Below are 15,625 nucleotides of genomic sequence, written 5' to 3' on the forward strand. Positions count from 1 at the left end.
CCCTACGACAGCTCGCTGTTCATCGACATCTCCATCTCGCAGGTCGTCGAGACGCTGGTGGAGGCCGTCGCGCTGGTGTTCCTCGTGATGTTCCTGTTCCTGCAGAACATCCGCTACACCATCATCCCCACGCTGGTCGTGCCCATCGCGCTGCTGGGCAGCTTCGCCACGCTGCTGGCCCTGGGCTTCTCCATCAACGTGCTGACGATGTTCGGCATGGTGCTGGTCATCGGCATCGTGGTGGACGACGCCATCGTCGTGGTGGAGAACGTCGAGCGCGTCATGAGCGAGGAGGGGCTGTCGCCCCTCAAGGCCACGCGCAAAGCCATGGGGCAGATCTCCGGCGCCATCGTCGGCGTGACGGTGGTGCTGATCTCGGTGTTCGTGCCGCTGGCCTTCTTCTCGGGCTCCATCGGCAACATCTACCGCCAGTTCTCGGCGGTGATGGTCAGCTCCATCGCCTTCTCGGCCTTCCTGGCGCTGTCGCTGACGCCGGCGCTTTGCGCCACGCTGCTCAAGCCCGTGGAGGCCGGCCACCACCTGGAGAAGCGCGGCTTCTTCGGCTGGTTCAACCGCGGCTTCTCGCGCACGGCCAAGGGCTACGAGGGCTGGGTGTCCAAGTTCATCTACCGCGGCGCGCGCATGGCCGTGGTCTACGCGGCCGTCATCGCGGCGGCCGTGCTGGTGTTCCAGAAGCTGCCCACCTCCTTCGTGCCCAATGAAGACCAGGGCAACATCCTCGTCAACATCCAGCTGCCGCCGGGCGCCACCCAAGCCCGCACGCTGAATGTCGTGAAGCAGGTCGAGGACTACATGCTCAAGCAGCCCGAGGTGGAGAGCATGGTCGGCGTCGTCGGCTTCAGCTTCTCGGGCGCGGGGCAGAACGCAGGCCTGGCCTTCGTCACGCTCAAGCCCTGGGACGAGCGCCAYGGCCCCGAGCACTCCGCGCAAGGCCTGGCCGCCCGCGCCTTCGGGGCGCTGAGCAAGGTGCGCGACGCCATCATCTTCCCGACCAGCCCGCCGCCCATCCGCGATCTGGGCCGCGCCAACGGCTTCGCCTTCCGCCTGCAGGACCGCAGCGGCCACACGCGCGCCGAGCTGCTGGCCGCGCGCAACCAACTGCTGGGCGCCGCGGCCAAGAACCCGCTGCTGAACGCCGTGCGCCCCGACGGCCTGGAGGACGCCGYGCAGCTGGAGCTCAGCATCGACCGCGAGCGTGCGCAGGCGCTGGGCGTGAACATCGGCGCCGTCAACGCGGTGCTGGGCACGTCGCTGGGGTCCACCTACGTGAACGACTTCCCCAACACCGGCCGCCTGCAGCGCGTCATCGTGCAGGCCGATGCGCCCGCGCGCATGCAGCCCGAGGACCTCGCCCGGCTCAACGTGCTCAACAGCGCCGGCCAGCCGGTGCCTCTGAGCGCCTTCTCGACCAGCAAGTGGGTCACCGGCGCCATGCAGACCGTGCGCTACAACGGCTACTCGGCCATGCGCATCCTGGGCGAGCCGGCCAAGGGCGTGTCCACCGGCGTGGCCATCGCCGAGATGGRGAAGATCGCGGCCACCCTGCCCGACGGCTTCGGCTACGAGTGGACCGGCCAGTCGCGTGAGGAAAAGCTCTCGGGCTCCACCGCCTTCATCCTGTTCGGCTTCTCGCTGCTGGCCGTGTTCCTGTGCCTGGCCGCGCTGTACGAGAGCTGGAGCATCCCGCTCGCCGTCGTCCTCGTGGTGCCGCTGGGCGTGCTCGGCGTGGTGCTGGGCGCCACCTTCCGCGGGTTGGAGAACGACGTCTATTTCAAGGTCGGCATGATCACCATCATCGGCCTGTCGGCCAAGAACGCGGTGCTGATCATCGAGTTCGCCAAGGACCTGCAGGCCCACGGCAAGAGCGTGTTCGACGCGGTGCGCGAAGCCGCCCACCTGCGCTTTCGCCCCATCATCATGACCTCGCTGGCCTTCATGCTGGGCGTGCTGCCGCTGGTGCTCGCCAGCGGCGCGGGCTCGGCCAGCCAGCGTGCCATCGGCACGGGCGTGCTGGGCGGCATGTTGACCGCCACGGCGCTGGCCGTGTTCTTCGTGCCGGTGTTCTTCGTCGTCGTGCGCCGTTTCTTCCCGGGCAGCGAGCGGCAGCGCAAGCGCGATGCCCACGAGGCGGAAGATGACACGGGAGGCCAGGCATGAAAACGTCTCTCTCGCTGATCGCCCTCGCGGCGCTGCTGGCCGCCTGCGCCGGCCCCGAGCCCAAGCGCCCGGTTGCCTCGGAAGCCGCGGCCGCAGCCGTGCCGCAAGCCTTTCCGCAAGCCGGTGGCCCTGGCGCGACGGCCGCCACCGAGTTGCCCTGGGCCCAGGCCTTCAAGGGCGCGCGGCTGCAAAAGCTGATCCCGCTGGCCCTGGCCAACAACCGCGACCTGCGCGTCGCGGTGCTCAACATCGAGAGCGCCCGCGCCACCGCTTCGGCGCGCGATGCCGACCTCTGGCCCACCGTCAACGCCGGCATCAGCGGCTCGCGCACGCCGACGGCGGCTGGCGGCATCAACAGCGTCTACCAGGCCGGCCTGCAGGTCTCGGCCTATGAGCTGGACCTGTTCGGCCGCCTGCGTGGCCTGAGCGCCGCGGCCGCCGCGCAGGTGCTGGCGGCACAGTCCAACCAGCAGGCGGTGCGCACGGCGCTGGTGGCGAGCGTCGCCAATGCCGAGATCGCGCTGCAGGCCGACGAGGCCCTGCTCAAGATCACGCGCGACGCCCTCGCCACACGCGAGCAGTCGCTGTCGCTGACCCGCCAGCGCTTCGAAGGCGGCGTGTCAGGCGAGCTGGACCTGCGCTCGGCCGAGTCCTCCTGGCAGGCAGCCCGCGCCGTGCTGGCCCAGGCTCAGCGCCAGCGCGCGCTGGACGAGAACGCGCTGGCCCTGCTGATCGGCGGCCCGCTGCCGGCCGACCTGCCCGCGCCCACCGGCGACCTGGCGGACTTCGAGCCCCTGGCCGAGTTGCCCGCCGGGGTGCCCAGCGAGGTGCTGACACGCCGGCCCGACATCCGCCAGGCCGAGTTCCAGCTCGGCGCAACGGACGCCAACATCGATGCCGCCCGCGCCGCCTTCTGGCCGCGCATCACGCTGACCGGCAGCGTCGGCACGGCCAGCGGCCATCTGTCCGACCTGTTCAAGAACTCGGCCTGGAGCTTTGCGCCGCAGCTGATCCAGCCCCTCTTCGACGCCGGCCGCAACCGCGCCAACCTGGCCGGAGCACGTGCGTCGCGGGACATTGCGCTGGCCCAGTACGAGAAGGCCATCCAGACCGCCTTCCGCGAGGTCGCCGACAGCCTCGCGGGCCGCGCCACGCTGGCCGAACAGCGCGCCGCACTGGCTGCCCAGGTGGAAGCCGAGACTCGCCGCCTGAACGCGGCCGAGCAGCGCTACACGGCCGGTGTCTCCAGCGCCCTGGACCGGTTGGACGCACAGCGCTCGCTGTTCGCGGCCCAGCAGACCCTGGTGCAGGTGCAAAGCCAGCGCGCGCAGAACCTGGTGGCGCTGTACCGTGCCTTGGGCGGCGGAGGCTGACCCCATGCGCGGGCTGGCGCTTGCCCTTGTCCTGCTGGCGCTGCTGCCAACGGCGCAGGCCCAAGGGACGCTGCGAGAACGCATCAAGGCCCGCATTGAGGAGCGCCGCGCCGACAAGGGCGGCGGCCTGCAGGAGCTGCAGGTGCAGGGCCGCAAGGTGCTGGTCCATCTGCCGACGGGTTATGACGCCAGCCGCCCCGCGCCGCTGGTGCTGGCCTTCCACGGCGGCGGCGGCCATGCCGGGTACATGGCCGACGACGAGAAATACGGCTTGCAGAAGAAGGCCGACCAGGCCGGCTTCGTCGTCGCCTTCCCCAATGGCTACAGCAAGCTGCCGGGTGGGAAGTTCGCCACCTGGAACGCCGGCGGCTGCTGCGGCGACGCGCGCGACCGCAATGTGGACGACGTCGCCTTCGTCCGCGCCACCGTCATGGCGATCAAGGAAAAATACAGCATCGACGCCAGCCGCGTCTTCGCCACCGGCATGTCCAACGGCGGCATGCTCAGCCACCGCCTGGCCTGCGAGGCCGCCGATGTGTTCCGCGCCGTCGCTTCGGTCGCCGGCACCGATGCCACCGCCAGCTGCGCGCCGAGCAAGCCCATCGCCGTGCTGCACATCCACGCCAAGGATGATGACCATGTGCTCTTCAACGGCGGCGCCGGCCAAGGCGCCTTCCGCGACGAGAGCAAGGTCATGAGCTTCATCTCCGTGCCCGAGACGATCTCGCGCTGGGTGCAGCGCGACCACTGCGCGGTGCCGCCCCAGCGCGTGCTCGACAAGCCCGGCGCCACCTGCGAGACCTACAGCGGCTGCAGCGGCGGCGTCAGCGTGCAGCTCTGCGTCACCGAGACCGGCGGCCATTCCTGGCCCGGCGCGCAAAGCGTGCGCCGCGGCAAGGAGGCGGCCTCACAGGCGCTGGACGCCAACGACGTGATCTGGCGCTTCTTCGAGCAGGCCTCACGCTAGACCCTGCTGGAATCGCTTCCAATTTTCTGACCCATACTGCGCCGCACAACCAATGCCGCCCTCGCCGCCATGCGTTTCCTGACTGCCGCCCTCCTCCTTGCCACCAGCCTTTGCGCCACCGCCGGCGGCCCGCCGGCCATCTACGACGAAGGCGTCGACGCCAAGGCTGCGATCCGCGCCACCTTGGCGGAAGCCGAGAAGGCCAAGCTGCCCGTGCTGGTCGTCTTCGGCGCCAACTGGTGCGGCGACTGCCGCATGCTGGACAACAGCTTCAAGCACGGCCCGAGCGCGCCGCTGATCGCCAAGAACTTCAAGGTCGTCAAGGTCGACGTCGGCCGCTTCGACCGCAATGTCGACATTGCCGAGGGCTATCGCGTGCCGCTGAAGAAGGGCATCCCCGCCGTCGCCGTGCTGTCGCCTCAGGGCAAGCTGATCTACGCCACCGAAGGCGGCGAGCTGGCCGACGCCCGCAAGATGGGCGACCAGGGCGTCTACGACTTCTTCACCCGCGTGACTGCCTCGGCCAAGTGACGGTCTCCCTGACCGGCGCCTCGTGGGCCCTGCGCACGCAGTTCTTCGTGCTGGGCGTGATGTTCGCCACGTGGGGCGTGCATGTGCCCACCGTCAAGGCCCATTACGGGCTGGGCGAGCAAACCCTGGCACTGGCCATGCTGGCCGGCGGCGTCGGCGCGCTGCTGGCCCTGGCCCAGGCGGGCCGCATCGTCGGCCGCTTCGGCCCCAGCGCCGTGGCCGCCACCATGGGCGTGCTGTGTTGCGCCAGCGTCGCCTGCCTGCTGGCGTTCTCGTCCTATGCGGCGCTGCTGGTCGTCATGCTCGGCTTCGGCATCACGGGCAGTCTGCTCGATGTGTCGGTCAACGTCGAGGCGACCGAGATCGAGCGCCTGTCCAAGCGGCCGCTGATGAGCGGCTTCCACGGCATGTTCAGCCTCGGCGGCATGGCAGGCGCGGGCCTGGGCAGCGTCGCGCCGGCGCTGGGCCTCACGCCGCAGGGCCATCTCTTCGTGGCCACCGGCCTGGGTGCCGTCTGCGCGCTGGTGGCCAGCCGCGCGATGCTGCCCGTCGAGCCCGGTGCGGCCGACGAAAAGCGACCGCTGAGCATTCCGCGTGGCCCGCTGCTGCTGCTGGGCGTGCTGGCGTCCATGGGCTTGATCGCCGAGGGCGCGATGTACGACTGGAGCGTGCTCTTCATGAAGCAGGAGCGCGGCAGCGAGCCCAGCACCGCGGCCCTCGCCTACGCCAGCTTCAGCGGCGCGATGGCTGTGGGCCGGTTCGGCGGCGACTGGGTGCGAGCGCGCATGTCGGGCACGAAGCTGATGCGGGCCAGCGGCGTACTCGGCGCCGCCGGCATGGCGCTGGCGTTGGCCCTGCCCTCGCCCGTCGTGGCGCTGATCGGTTTCGCGCTGGTGGGGCTGGGCCTGTCCAACGTCGTACCGGTGATCTTCAGCGCGGCGTCGCAAGTGCCCGGCGTGTCTTCAGCCCACGGCATCGCGGCGGTGTCTGGCGTCGGCTACCTCGGCATGATGGCCGGCCCGCCGCTGATCGGGTTGATCGCCGAGCATTCGTCGCTGACCGCCGGCCTGGTCGTCGTCGTCGTGTTCGCCGTCTTCATGGCGCTGTCGGCGAAGCGGGCAATGCGCGGGGCCTGACGCCGGGCGCAGCAGGACGAAACCGGGGCGGGGTCATCTACCCACGACCGGCCGGCTTGGGCCACTTGATGCGCGCGGTGAGCTCGCCCTTGTGCTGTCGCATGGCGGGCAAACTCGTTTCGGAATTTAAGGCATCAAGCTGGCAGGACCGAAGATAGCGAGACAGTTTCGGAATTTAATGAATTTGAAGTTGTAAAGCCACAGCTGTGGCATGATTTCGGAATTCAAGAAATTTGTCCTTCCGGCATCGTCCGGAGCGCCTCATCACGGGAATTCCGAAATGACTTCCAACCCTAGCGCCCCGCCACCCGAACTCCTGCGCGTCGTGGATGCCGGCGCCCTCGGCCCGGCCATCCGAGCCCGTCGCCGCGCACAGTCGCTGCGCATCGACGATGCGGCCTCTTTGAGCGGCGTCTCCGTCGACCTGCTCTCCCGCCTCGAGAACGGCAAGGGCTCCGTGCGACTGGACAAGCTGCTGGCGGTGTTGGACAGCCTGGGGCTCGCCCTCGTGCTCGGCCCCAAGGACCACCCAACGATGCAGTCCGTCTCGCGTCCCGGAGTCGAGCCTCCCGAGCAGCCATGAACTCGGCCGCCGACGCCCCTGTTGCCCCGCATGCGCTCAACCTCTGGGCCGACGGCCAGAAGGTCGCGACGCTGGGCTATGGGGCCCTGAACGACCGGTGGTCGCTGGACTACGACGCGAACTGGGTCGCGGCGCCGGGAGCGTTTCCCCTGTCGCCTGCGCTGCCCTTCCAACCCCCGGCCGACGGCTATGCCGTCGGTGCCGTGAAGCGCTTCGTGGAGAACCTGTTGCCCGAAGGCCGCGCGCTCGACATCGCGGCCACGACTTACCGCGTCTCCAAGTCGAACATCTACGCCCTCATCAGCGCACTTGGGACCGAGACCACCGGGGCGTTCCGATTCTGGCGCTCGGATGACGTGCCGCCGGCCGCCGCCGCCAAACCGCCGCGTGAGGTGACCCGCGAAGAACTGGACCAACGAATTGCCGAGCGCGACCAGATTCCGCTGGCCGTCTGGGATGGCAAGGTCCGCATGTCCATCGCGGGCGTGCAGGACAAGTTGATGGTCTACCTGGACCGCCCGCTGAGCGACGCAGGACGTCTGTTCCTGGTCGAGCCGCCGTTGGCATCGACTCACATCCTCAAGCCCGACCCCGCGCGTGCGGTGACGCCGCATCTGGTCGTCAACGAACACTTCTGCATGTCATTGGCGCGGCGCATGAAGCTGCCCGTCGCGGAGGTCGGCATCTATCGGACACCACGGCCGGTACTCGTCGTCCGCCGCTTCGACCGGGTTGTCGTGCAAGGCGCCGGAGACGGTGCCGCGCATGGCGCCAACGAGCCCACCGTGCGGCGCCTGCACATCATCGACGCCTGCCAGGCCTCGGACCTGCCCGAGAGCTTCAAGTACGAGCGGAACCTGGGGAGCGGCGAGCACGTCCGCAACATCCGGGAGGGCGTGAGTTTCGAAATGCTGTTCGAACGCGTGGAGCAGACCGTCAACAAGGCCGTGGCACGCATGACCCTGCTGAGGTGGGCCTTGTTCCAATTCCTGATCGGCAACTGCGACGCGCACGGTAAGAACTTCTCGTTCTTCGTGCGACGCGAGGGACTGGACCCGGCGCCCTGGTATGACCTGGTCAGTGTGGTTCAGTACGCAGGCATCGACCACCAGTTGGCCATGGCCTGGGGCGATGCCTTCTCGCTGGAAGAGGTAGGAGCGTTTCAGCTGGCCGACTTTGCGCAGCGATGCGGGGTCGACAGGAAGCTACTGAAACGCGAGGCCGCACGGCTGGCCAAACTGGTGGTGGAACACGCGCTGGCACAGGCCTTGGCGGACGACTACATCGACGACAGTGAGCGCGCCTTTGCAGGCCAACTCCGTGATTTCGTCGTGGGACAGGCTACCCGGTTGACCAAGCTCGCTGACGAGGCGTCCAAGATGAAGCCTGAGTTTCTGTGACGCCTTGGAGTTCGCGGCGCTGACCACAGGGGCACAGAGGCACCGAGAAGCAGCCTTCATGCCTTGCCTCTGTGCCTGCGTGCCTATTTGGTTTGCCTTTGAGCTCCATCTCAAGGCGCCACCTCGCACTGCACCCCCGCTTCCGCTAGCAGGGCTGGAAACGGCGCTGGCGGCACCTGGTCGGTGAACAGCATGTCGACCTCGTCGAGCCTGGCCAGCTTGACCATGGCCGGCCGGTTGAACTTTGAATGATCAGCCGCCAGCCACACCTGCCGCGAGTGCTCGATGATCGCCCGCGCCACCTTGACCTCGCGGTAGTCGAAGTCGCGCAAGGTGCCGTCGTCCTCGATGCCGGAAATGCCGATCAACCCGATGTCCACCTTGAATTGGCTGATGAAGTCCACCGTCGCTTCGCCGACGATGCCCCGGTCGCGGGACCGCACCACGCCACCCGCCACGATGACCTCGCAGGCGGGGTTGTCGCTCAGGATGGCGGCGAMATTGAGGTTGTTGGTGATGACCCGCAGGCCCTTGTGGTTCATCAGCTCGCGCGCAACCGCCTCGGCTGTCGTGCCGATGTTGATGATCAGCGAGCAGTCTTGCGGCACGACCGCCGCGATGGCGCGCGCGATGCGCTGCTTGCTGTGCTCGTTGAGCTGCTGGCGCTGCCGGTACGCGATGTTCTCGGTCGTCGAGGTGGGCATGCGCACGCCGCCGTGAAAGCGCGCGAGCAGGCCCGAAGCGGCGAGCTGCTTCACGTCGCGACGCACCGTTTGCAGCGTCACGCCGAACTGTTCCGCCAAGGCCTCCACCGAGACCGCGCCGCGATTGCGCACCTCCTGGATCAGCAGGGCTTGTCGAGGGTTGGGGATCATGCGCGCAAGGCTGGGTTCAAGTTTGGAGGTTCAGCGTAAAGGCGCGCCGAGATGTTCCATAGGGGTGGATTTGCTCTTGCGCAGCGTTCGCTTGTGGCTTAAAAAGAAAAACTTCGAACGCATACGAACAAAATCGAACATCCATGGCGCGACTGCGCGGCGACCACTCACGAAGATCGGAGACAGCTTGAACGACTCCCCGACGGGCGTGACTCAACCGGCCGCATCTCCCGTCCACCCGAGTGCAGCGCAAGCTTGCGACGTGCTCATCGTGGGCGGTGGCATCAATGGTGCCGGCATCGCGCGTGACCTGGCCGGGCGCGGCCTGTCGGTGGTGCTTTGCGAGAAGAACGACCTGGCCGCCCATACGTCGTCGGCATCCACCAAGATGATCCACGGCGGCATCCGGTACCTGGAGTACTACGACTTCCTGCTGGTGCGCAAGGCGCTGGCCGAGCGTGAGGTGCTGCTGCGCAGCGCCCCGCACATCATGCGTCCGCTGCGGCTGGTGGTGCCCCACGACCCGAGCATGCGCCCGGTGTGGATGATGCGCATCGGCCTGTTCCTCTACGACCACCTCGCGCGACGCGAGTTCCTGCCCGGCTCACGCACCATCAGCCTGCGCGGGCACGCATTGGGCGCCCCGTTGAACCCGCGCTATTCCCGTGCCTTCCTGTACTCCGACGGTTGGACCGACGATGCCCGGCTCGTGGTGCTCAACGCGCTGGATGCCGCCGAGCGGGGTGCCCAGGTGTTGACCGGTTGGCGCTGTATCGACGCCCAGCGCGACAGCACCCATTGGCAGGTCACCCTCAAAGACGGCGCGGGCACCGTCCGCCTCGTGCGCGCCCGCGCCCTGGTCAACGCCGCGGGGCCGTGGGCGGCGCAGTTCCTGAAGGAGCACGCCCACGCGCAGGCATCGAAGATCAAGCCGCTGCGGCTGGTCAAGGGCAGCCACATCGTCGTGCCCAAGCTGTTCGACCACGACCACGCCTACGCGCTGCAAGGCGCCGACAAGCGCGTCATCTTCATCATTCCCTACGAGGGCGACTACACGCTCATCGGCACCACCGACGTCGAGCACAAGGGCCCGGCCGGCGACGCGAAGATCGACGACGACGAGATCCGCTACCTCTGCGAGCAGGCGAGCCGCTACATGGTCAAGCCGGTGGCGCCGGGCGACGTGGTGTGGAGCTACTCCGGCGTGCGTCCGCTGATCGAGGACGACGCCGAAGATCCCTCGGCCGTGACCCGTGACTACCTGCTCGAGCTGGACACCGACGGCCCGCCCTTGCTGACCGTGTGGGGCGGCAAGATCACGACCTTCCGCAAGCTGGCCGAAGACGCGGCGGACGGGCTTTGCAAAGGCCTGGGCTTGAAGACGGCCGCGTGGACCGCAGGCACCTGGCTGCCCGGTGGCGACCTGAGCGCCTGGATCGGCCCGGCCACCCGGCCCGACGTCGACTTCGCCCGTTTCGAACAGAAGCTAGGGGAGCGGCACCCGGCGCTGCCGGTCAAACTGCGCCATCGGCTGGCGCGTTGCTATGGCGCTCGCATCGACAGGGTTCTTGGGGCCGAAGGCCTGGGTGAAGAGATCGCACCGGGCCTGCACGAGGGCGAGCTCGTCTACCTGCACGACCACGAATGGGCACGCACGCCCGACGACGTGCTGTGGCGCCGCACCAAGCTCGGGCTGCACATGAGCGAAGCACAGCGCCGGGACGTCGCCCGCTGGTGGGCGACGCGCTGGCCGGGTGAAACGACAACGACAAGCATTGGAGACAGCGTGAGGACGACGACATGGAGTTGACGCTGGAGCGGGTCGGCAAGGTGGTGGGCCCCGAGACCCATCTCTACCCACTGGACCTGAAGCTCGCGCCGGGCGCCGTCACGGTGCTGCTGGGCGCCACCCAAGCGGGCAAGACGACCCTGATGCGCTTGATGGCGGGGCTGGACAAGCCCACGCACGGCCAGGTCCACGTGGACCGCCAGGACGTGACCGGCATGCCGGTGCGCGAGCGCAACGTCGCCATGGTGTACCAGCAGTTCATCAACTACCCGTCGATGACCGTGTACGACAACATCGCCTCGCCGCTCAAGCTGCGCCGCGAGAAGAACATCGCCGGCCGCGTGCAGGAGCTGGCCGCCAAGTTGCACATCGAGCCCTTTCTCTCGCGCCTGCCCGCGGAGCTTTCGGGTGGCCAGCAACAGCGTGTGGCGCTGGCCCGCGCCCTTGCCAAGGCCGCGCCCTTGATGCTGCTCGATGAGCCCCTGGTGAACCTGGACTACAAGCTGCGCGAGGAACTGCGCGACGAGCTCACGCAGCTCTTCGCCGCGGGCGACTCCACCGTGGTCTACGCCACCACCGAGCCCACCGAGGCCTTGCTGCTCGGCGGCTACACCGCCGTGATGGACGCCGGCGAAGTGCTCCAGTACGGCCCCACGGCCGAGGTGTTCCACCGGCCGCGGTCGATCCGCGTCGCGCGCGCCTTCAGCGACCCGCCGATGAATCTCATCGCCGGCAACGCCACCCCGTCGGGGGTGAGCCTGCCGGCGGGTGTGCAGGTCACGACTCCCCTGCCCGCCACCCGCAGCGCCGCGCTGACCCTCGGCGTGCGCGCAAGCGCGCTGCACCTGCAAAGCCGCCCGGGCGACGTGGCGCTTCCCGGCACGGTGGAGCTGGCGGAAATCTCGGGCTCCGACACCTTCGTGCACGTGGAGACCCCGGTGGGAGAACTGGTTGCCCAACTGACCGGCGTGCACTTCTTCGATTTGGGCGCCAGCCTCACRCTGTACCTGAGCCCTGGCCAGGTGTACGTGTTCGACGCCAGCGGCGAGCTGCTGGTGGCGCCGAGCAAGGAGCTGACCTGATGGCCCGCATCGAACTCGACCTGGCTCACGCCTACCGCCCCAACCCCCAGCAGGACGAAGACTACGCGCTGCTGCCGCTGAAGATGGTCTTCCGCGATGGCGGCGCGTATGCGCTGCTCGGCCCCTCGGGCTGCGGCAAGACGACGCTGCTCAACATCATCTCCGGCCTCGTCACGCCGTCGCAGGGCACGGTGCAGTTCGACGGCGTCAACGTGACGCGGCAGACACCCCAGCAGCGCAACATCGCCCAGGTGTTCCAGTTCCCCGTCATTTACGACACGATGACGGTGGCCGAGAACCTGGCCTTCCCGCTGAAGAACCGCGGCGTGCCGCGCGACAAGATCAAGCAGCGCGTGGGCGTCATCGCCGAGATGCTGGAGCTGAGCGGCCAGCTCGACACCCGCGCCGCCGGCCTGGCGGCCGATGCCAAGCAGAAGATCTCGCTCGGCCGCGGCCTGGTGCGCGAGGACGTGAGCGCCGTGCTCTTCGACGAGCCGCTCACGGTGATCGACCCGCATCTCAAGTGGCAACTGCGCCGCAAGCTCAAGCAGATCCACAAGGAGCTCAAGCTGACGCTGATCTACGTCACCCACGACCAGGTCGAAGCACTGACCTTCGCCGAAGAAGTGGTGGTGATGACGCGAGGCCGCGCGGTGCAGATCGGCTCGGCCGGCCAGCTCTTCGAACGCCCGCAGCACACCTTCGTCGGGCATTTCATCGGCTCGCCGGGGATGAACTTCCTGCCGGCAGATGTCGTCCCCGGTGCACCCGCCGGTGCGACGAAGCTCGGCGTTAGGCCCGAGTACGTGACGCTGACTGAGCCCCACGCGGCCGGCGCATTGCAGGCCGTCGTCACGCAGCGGCAGGACGTCGGCACCTACTGGCTCGTCACCGCCAAGGCAGGCGACAGCGTGATCCGCGCGCGCCTCAGCCCCGACCTCACGCCGGCCGCCCTTGGCGAGACCGCGTGGTTCAGCGTCAAGGGCAGCCACACCTGCTATTACAAGGACGAGGAGTTGATGGCATGAAGCCGGTCAATCAGAAGGCGTGGTTCCTGATCCTGCCGGTCATCCTGTGCGTGGCGTTCTCCGCCATCCTGCCGCTGATGACGGTCGTGAACTATTCGGTGCAGGACATCATCTCCCCCGAGCGCCGCGTGTTCGTCGGCACCGAGTGGTTCAAGGCGGTGATGCGCGACGAGGACTTGCAAGGCGCACTGCTACGCCAGGTGGGGTTCTCGCTGTCGGTGCTGCTCGTCGAGATTCCGCTGGGCATCTGCCTGGCGCTCTCGATGCCGGCTCAGGGGTGGAAGTCCTCCGCGGTACTGGTGCTCGTGGCCATCTCGCTGCTCATCCCGTGGAACGTGGTCGGCACCATCTGGCAGATCTACGGCCGCACCGATATCGGCCTGATGGGCGCCGCGCTCGCCTGGCTGGGCGTGGACTACAGCTACACCGGCCATGCGACCGACGCCTGGCTGACGGTGCTCGTGATGGACGTGTGGCACTGGACGCCCCTCGTCGCCCTGCTTTGCTTCGCCGGCCTGCGCGCCATCCCCGACGCCTACTACCAGGCCGCGAGCATCGACGGCGCCAGCAAGCTGTCCGTCTTCCGCTTCATCCAGCTGCCCAAGCTGCGCGGCGTGCTGATGATCGCCGTGCTGCTGCGCTTCATGGACAGCTTCATGATCTACACCGAGCCCTTCGTGCTGACCGGCGGTGGCCCCGGCAACGCGACGACCTTCCTGTCGCAGTACCTGACGCAGAAGGCCGTGGGCCAGTTCGACCTCGGCCCTGCCGCGGCCTTCTCGTTGATCTACTTCCTCATCATCCTGCTGCTGTGCTTCATCCTCTACAACTGGATGCAGCGCGTGGGCACCCAGCCGAAGGAGGTGGCCCATGGATGAGCGGCGTTTCAAGAAGCGCACGATCTTCCTGGTCGCCTATCTGCTGTTTGCCATCCTGCCGGTGTACTGGATGGTCAACATGTCGTTCAAGACGAACACGGAGATCCTGTCCAGCTTCAGCCTTTGGCCGCAGCACTTCACCTGGGAACACTACAAGACCATCTTCACCGACGAGAGCTGGTACTCCGGCTACATCAACTCGCTGATCTACGTGGCCATCAACACGGTGATCTCGCTGCTGGTGGCCCTGCCGGCGGCCTACGCGTTCAGCCGCTACAGCTTCCTCGGTGACAAGCACGTCTTCTTCTGGCTTTTGACCAACCGGATGACGCCGCCGGCCGTCTTCCTGCTGCCCTTCTTCCAGCTCTACACCACGCTGGGGATGATGGATACGCACATCGCCGTGGCGCTCGCGCACCTGCTGTTCAACGTGCCGCTGGCGGTCTGGATCCTGGAAGGCTTCATGAGCGGCATCCCGCGCGAGATCGACGAGACGGCCTACATCGACGGCTACTCCTTCCCGCGCTTCTTCCTGACCATCTTCGTCCCGCTCATCAAGGCCGGCGTGGGCGTGGCGGCGTTCTTCTGCTTCATGTTCAGCTGGGTGGAACTGCTGATGGCGCGCACGCTCACCAGCGTGAACGCCAAGCCCATCGTGGCGACGATGACGCGCACGGTCAGTGCCTCCGGCATGGACTGGGGCGTGCTCGCCGCCGCCGGCGTGCTGACCATCGTGCCCGGCGCGATCGTCATCTGGTTCGTGCGGCACTACATCGCCAAGGGTTTCGCGATGGGCCGCGTCTAGCGCCCGGCGATCGACCGAAAGGAGACAAGCATGTTCGAGTGGATGGCCTGGACGCTGCCGGTGGCGGTGTTCTTCTGCAGCATCGTGCTGATGCTGATCGGCATGACGGTCTGGGAGCTGAAGTCGCCCACCACCAGCCGCCGCGGCTGGCTGCCGCTGGAGACGACCCGCGGGGACCGCCTGTTCATCGGCCTGCTGGCGGCGGCCTGGGTCAACCTGGCCTTCGTGGCCTTGAGCGAGAAGATGGTCACGTGGTTCGGCCTCGTGGACGAGCCGTCCATCTGGATCAGCTTCGTCATCTCCATGGCGCTGCTCATGCTGATCATGCGCAAGGGCTAAGAGGGTGAGAGGACATCCAGCATGCCCGCTTTGACTCCCCAAACCACCCTGCTCGTCGTTGCAAATGCTCGCCGTAGCCCGAGCTACGGCTGTGCTTTGCGCCTAGACCAGGGCGCTTTGGGAAGCCATCTCGGCCACGCCGGATGCCCTCTCACCCTCTGAAGCGACGCAGTTTTTTCAAGAAGGCGGCCGGCCATCTCTTCCCGACCGGCGTGCCAGTGCAAGCAATGGGAAGCCATCTCAGGAGACAGACATGAAATTGCGCTTGAATGCCGTGGCCTTTGCCGCTGCTGCTCTGGCTGTGGGTCAGGGCGCATGGGCCGGCGAGGCCGAAGCCAAGAAGTGGATCGACAGCGAGTTCCAGCCCTCCACGCTGAGCAAGCAGCAGCAGGCGGATGAGATGAAGTGGTTCATCGACGCTGCCAAGAAGCTGCAGGCCAAAGGCGTGAAGGAGATCTCGGTGGTGTCCGAAACCATCACCACGCACGAGTACGAATCCAAGACGCTCGCGAAGGCCTTTGAAGAGATCACCGGCATCAAGGTCAAGCACGACCTGATCCAGGAGGGCGACGTCGTCGAGAAGCTGCAGACCTCCATGCAGTCGGGCAAGTCAATCTACGACGGCTGGATCTCCGACTCCGACCTGATCGGCACCCACTAC

At 67.5% G+C, this 15,625-nt stretch carries 14 protein-coding genes and 1 pseudogene; 14 read left to right on the forward strand and 1 reads right to left on the reverse strand.

The features are described 5' to 3' along the window. The 7 genes from ACXJKR_RS08945 to ACXJKR_RS08975 all read left to right on the forward strand — a co-directional run. Positions 1-2,178: efflux RND transporter permease subunit (locus ACXJKR_RS08945; RefSeq protein ID WP_457322511.1), on the forward strand; the 2,178-nt coding region annotated here is incomplete at its 5' end. Continuing rightward, the gene (locus ACXJKR_RS08950) at positions 2,175-3,551 is read left to right on the forward strand and encodes an efflux transporter outer membrane subunit (RefSeq protein ID WP_457322513.1); all 1,377 of its coding nucleotides are present in this window, start codon (positions 2,175-2,177) and stop codon (positions 3,549-3,551) included. The genes ACXJKR_RS08945 and ACXJKR_RS08950, both read left to right, overlap by 4 nt. 4 nt (positions 3,552-3,555) lie before the next feature. After that, positions 3,556-4,518, forward strand: coding sequence for an extracellular catalytic domain type 1 short-chain-length polyhydroxyalkanoate depolymerase (locus tag ACXJKR_RS08955; RefSeq protein ID WP_457322515.1), 963 nt, complete (start codon positions 3,556-3,558; stop codon positions 4,516-4,518). A gap of 69 nt (positions 4,519-4,587) precedes the next feature. Further along, positions 4,588-5,049, forward strand: a complete 462-nt coding sequence (locus ACXJKR_RS08960) for a thioredoxin family protein (protein ID WP_457322517.1) — start codon at positions 4,588-4,590, stop codon at positions 5,047-5,049. Continuing rightward, positions 5,046-6,185, forward strand: a complete 1,140-nt coding sequence (locus ACXJKR_RS08965; RefSeq protein WP_056205607.1) for an MFS transporter — start codon at positions 5,046-5,048, stop codon at positions 6,183-6,185. Before ACXJKR_RS08960 ends, ACXJKR_RS08965 begins: the two co-directional genes overlap by 4 nt. A 280-nt stretch (positions 6,186-6,465) precedes the next feature. Beyond that, the gene (locus tag ACXJKR_RS08970) at positions 6,466-6,768 is read left to right on the forward strand and encodes a helix-turn-helix domain-containing protein (RefSeq protein WP_457322519.1); all 303 of its coding nucleotides are present in this window, start codon (positions 6,466-6,468) and stop codon (positions 6,766-6,768) included. Beyond that, the gene (locus ACXJKR_RS08975) at positions 6,765-8,168 is read left to right on the forward strand and encodes a HipA domain-containing protein (RefSeq protein ID WP_457322521.1); all 1,404 of its coding nucleotides are present in this window, start codon (positions 6,765-6,767) and stop codon (positions 8,166-8,168) included. Before ACXJKR_RS08970 ends, ACXJKR_RS08975 begins: the two co-directional genes overlap by 4 nt. A 110-nt stretch (positions 8,169-8,278) precedes the next feature. Here ACXJKR_RS08975 and ACXJKR_RS08980 read toward each other — a convergent pair whose 3' ends face one another. Then, positions 8,279-9,043, reverse strand: a complete 765-nt coding sequence (locus ACXJKR_RS08980) for a DeoR/GlpR family DNA-binding transcription regulator (protein ID WP_457322523.1) — start codon at positions 9,041-9,043, stop codon at positions 8,279-8,281. Between the two features lie 187 nt (positions 9,044-9,230). Here ACXJKR_RS08980 and glpD point away from each other — a divergent pair, with 187 nt between their 5' ends. The 7 genes and pseudogenes from glpD to ACXJKR_RS09015 all read left to right on the forward strand — a co-directional run. Further along, on the forward strand, positions 9,231-10,853 hold the full coding sequence (gene glpD / locus ACXJKR_RS08985) for a glycerol-3-phosphate dehydrogenase (protein WP_457322525.1): 1,623 nt from the start codon (positions 9,231-9,233) through the stop codon (positions 10,851-10,853). Continuing rightward, a complete protein-coding gene (locus ACXJKR_RS08990) occupies positions 10,844-11,914 on the forward strand; it encodes an ABC transporter ATP-binding protein (RefSeq protein WP_457322527.1) in 1,071 nt (356 codons plus the stop codon). Before glpD ends, ACXJKR_RS08990 begins: the two co-directional genes overlap by 10 nt. Then, the gene (locus tag ACXJKR_RS08995; protein WP_457322529.1) at positions 11,914-12,942 is read left to right on the forward strand and encodes an ABC transporter ATP-binding protein; all 1,029 of its coding nucleotides are present in this window, start codon (positions 11,914-11,916) and stop codon (positions 12,940-12,942) included. Before ACXJKR_RS08990 ends, ACXJKR_RS08995 begins: the two co-directional genes overlap by 1 nt. Next, positions 12,939-13,820 (forward strand): carbohydrate ABC transporter permease, encoded by an 882-nt coding sequence (locus ACXJKR_RS09000; protein WP_457322531.1) that lies wholly within the window; start codon positions 12,939-12,941, stop codon positions 13,818-13,820. The genes ACXJKR_RS08995 and ACXJKR_RS09000 overlap by 4 nt, the downstream gene beginning before the upstream one ends. Next, complete coding sequence (locus ACXJKR_RS09005; RefSeq protein ID WP_457322533.1) at positions 13,813-14,625, forward strand: carbohydrate ABC transporter permease; 813 nt, start codon at positions 13,813-13,815, stop codon at positions 14,623-14,625. The genes ACXJKR_RS09000 and ACXJKR_RS09005 overlap by 8 nt, the downstream gene beginning before the upstream one ends. A gap of 30 nt (positions 14,626-14,655) precedes the next feature. Next, positions 14,656-14,964: a DUF2160 domain-containing protein gene (locus tag ACXJKR_RS09010; protein ID WP_457322535.1), complete on the forward strand. Its 309-nt coding sequence runs from the start codon at positions 14,656-14,658 to the stop codon at positions 14,962-14,964. A gap of 253 nt (positions 14,965-15,217) precedes the next feature. Next, positions 15,218-15,625: pseudogene (locus tag ACXJKR_RS09015) on the forward strand (carbohydrate ABC transporter substrate-binding protein); the annotation flags it as partial.

This window comes from Roseateles sp. P5_E11, assembly GCF_054049355.1.

Coding starts and splice junctions, on each gene's coding strand:
- ACXJKR_RS09010 (WP_457322535.1), top strand. CDS start 14,656: ATGTTCGAGTGGATGGCCTGGACGCTGCCGGTGGCGGTGTTCTTCTGC.
- ACXJKR_RS09005 (WP_457322533.1), top strand. CDS start 13,813: ATGGATGAGCGGCGTTTCAAGAAGCGCACGATCTTCCTGGTCGCCTAT.
- ACXJKR_RS08995 (WP_457322529.1), top strand. CDS start 11,914: ATGGCCCGCATCGAACTCGACCTGGCTCACGCCTACCGCCCCAACCCC.
- ACXJKR_RS08975 (WP_457322521.1), top strand. CDS start 6,765: ATGAACTCGGCCGCCGACGCCCCTGTTGCCCCGCATGCGCTCAACCTC.
- ACXJKR_RS08955 (WP_457322515.1), top strand. CDS start 3,556: ATGCGCGGGCTGGCGCTTGCCCTTGTCCTGCTGGCGCTGCTGCCAACG.
- ACXJKR_RS08970 (WP_457322519.1), top strand. CDS start 6,466: ATGACTTCCAACCCTAGCGCCCCGCCACCCGAACTCCTGCGCGTCGTG.
- ACXJKR_RS09000 (WP_457322531.1), top strand. CDS start 12,939: ATGAAGCCGGTCAATCAGAAGGCGTGGTTCCTGATCCTGCCGGTCATC.
- ACXJKR_RS08950 (WP_457322513.1), top strand. CDS start 2,175: ATGAAAACGTCTCTCTCGCTGATCGCCCTCGCGGCGCTGCTGGCCGCC.
- ACXJKR_RS08960 (WP_457322517.1), top strand. CDS start 4,588: ATGCGTTTCCTGACTGCCGCCCTCCTCCTTGCCACCAGCCTTTGCGCC.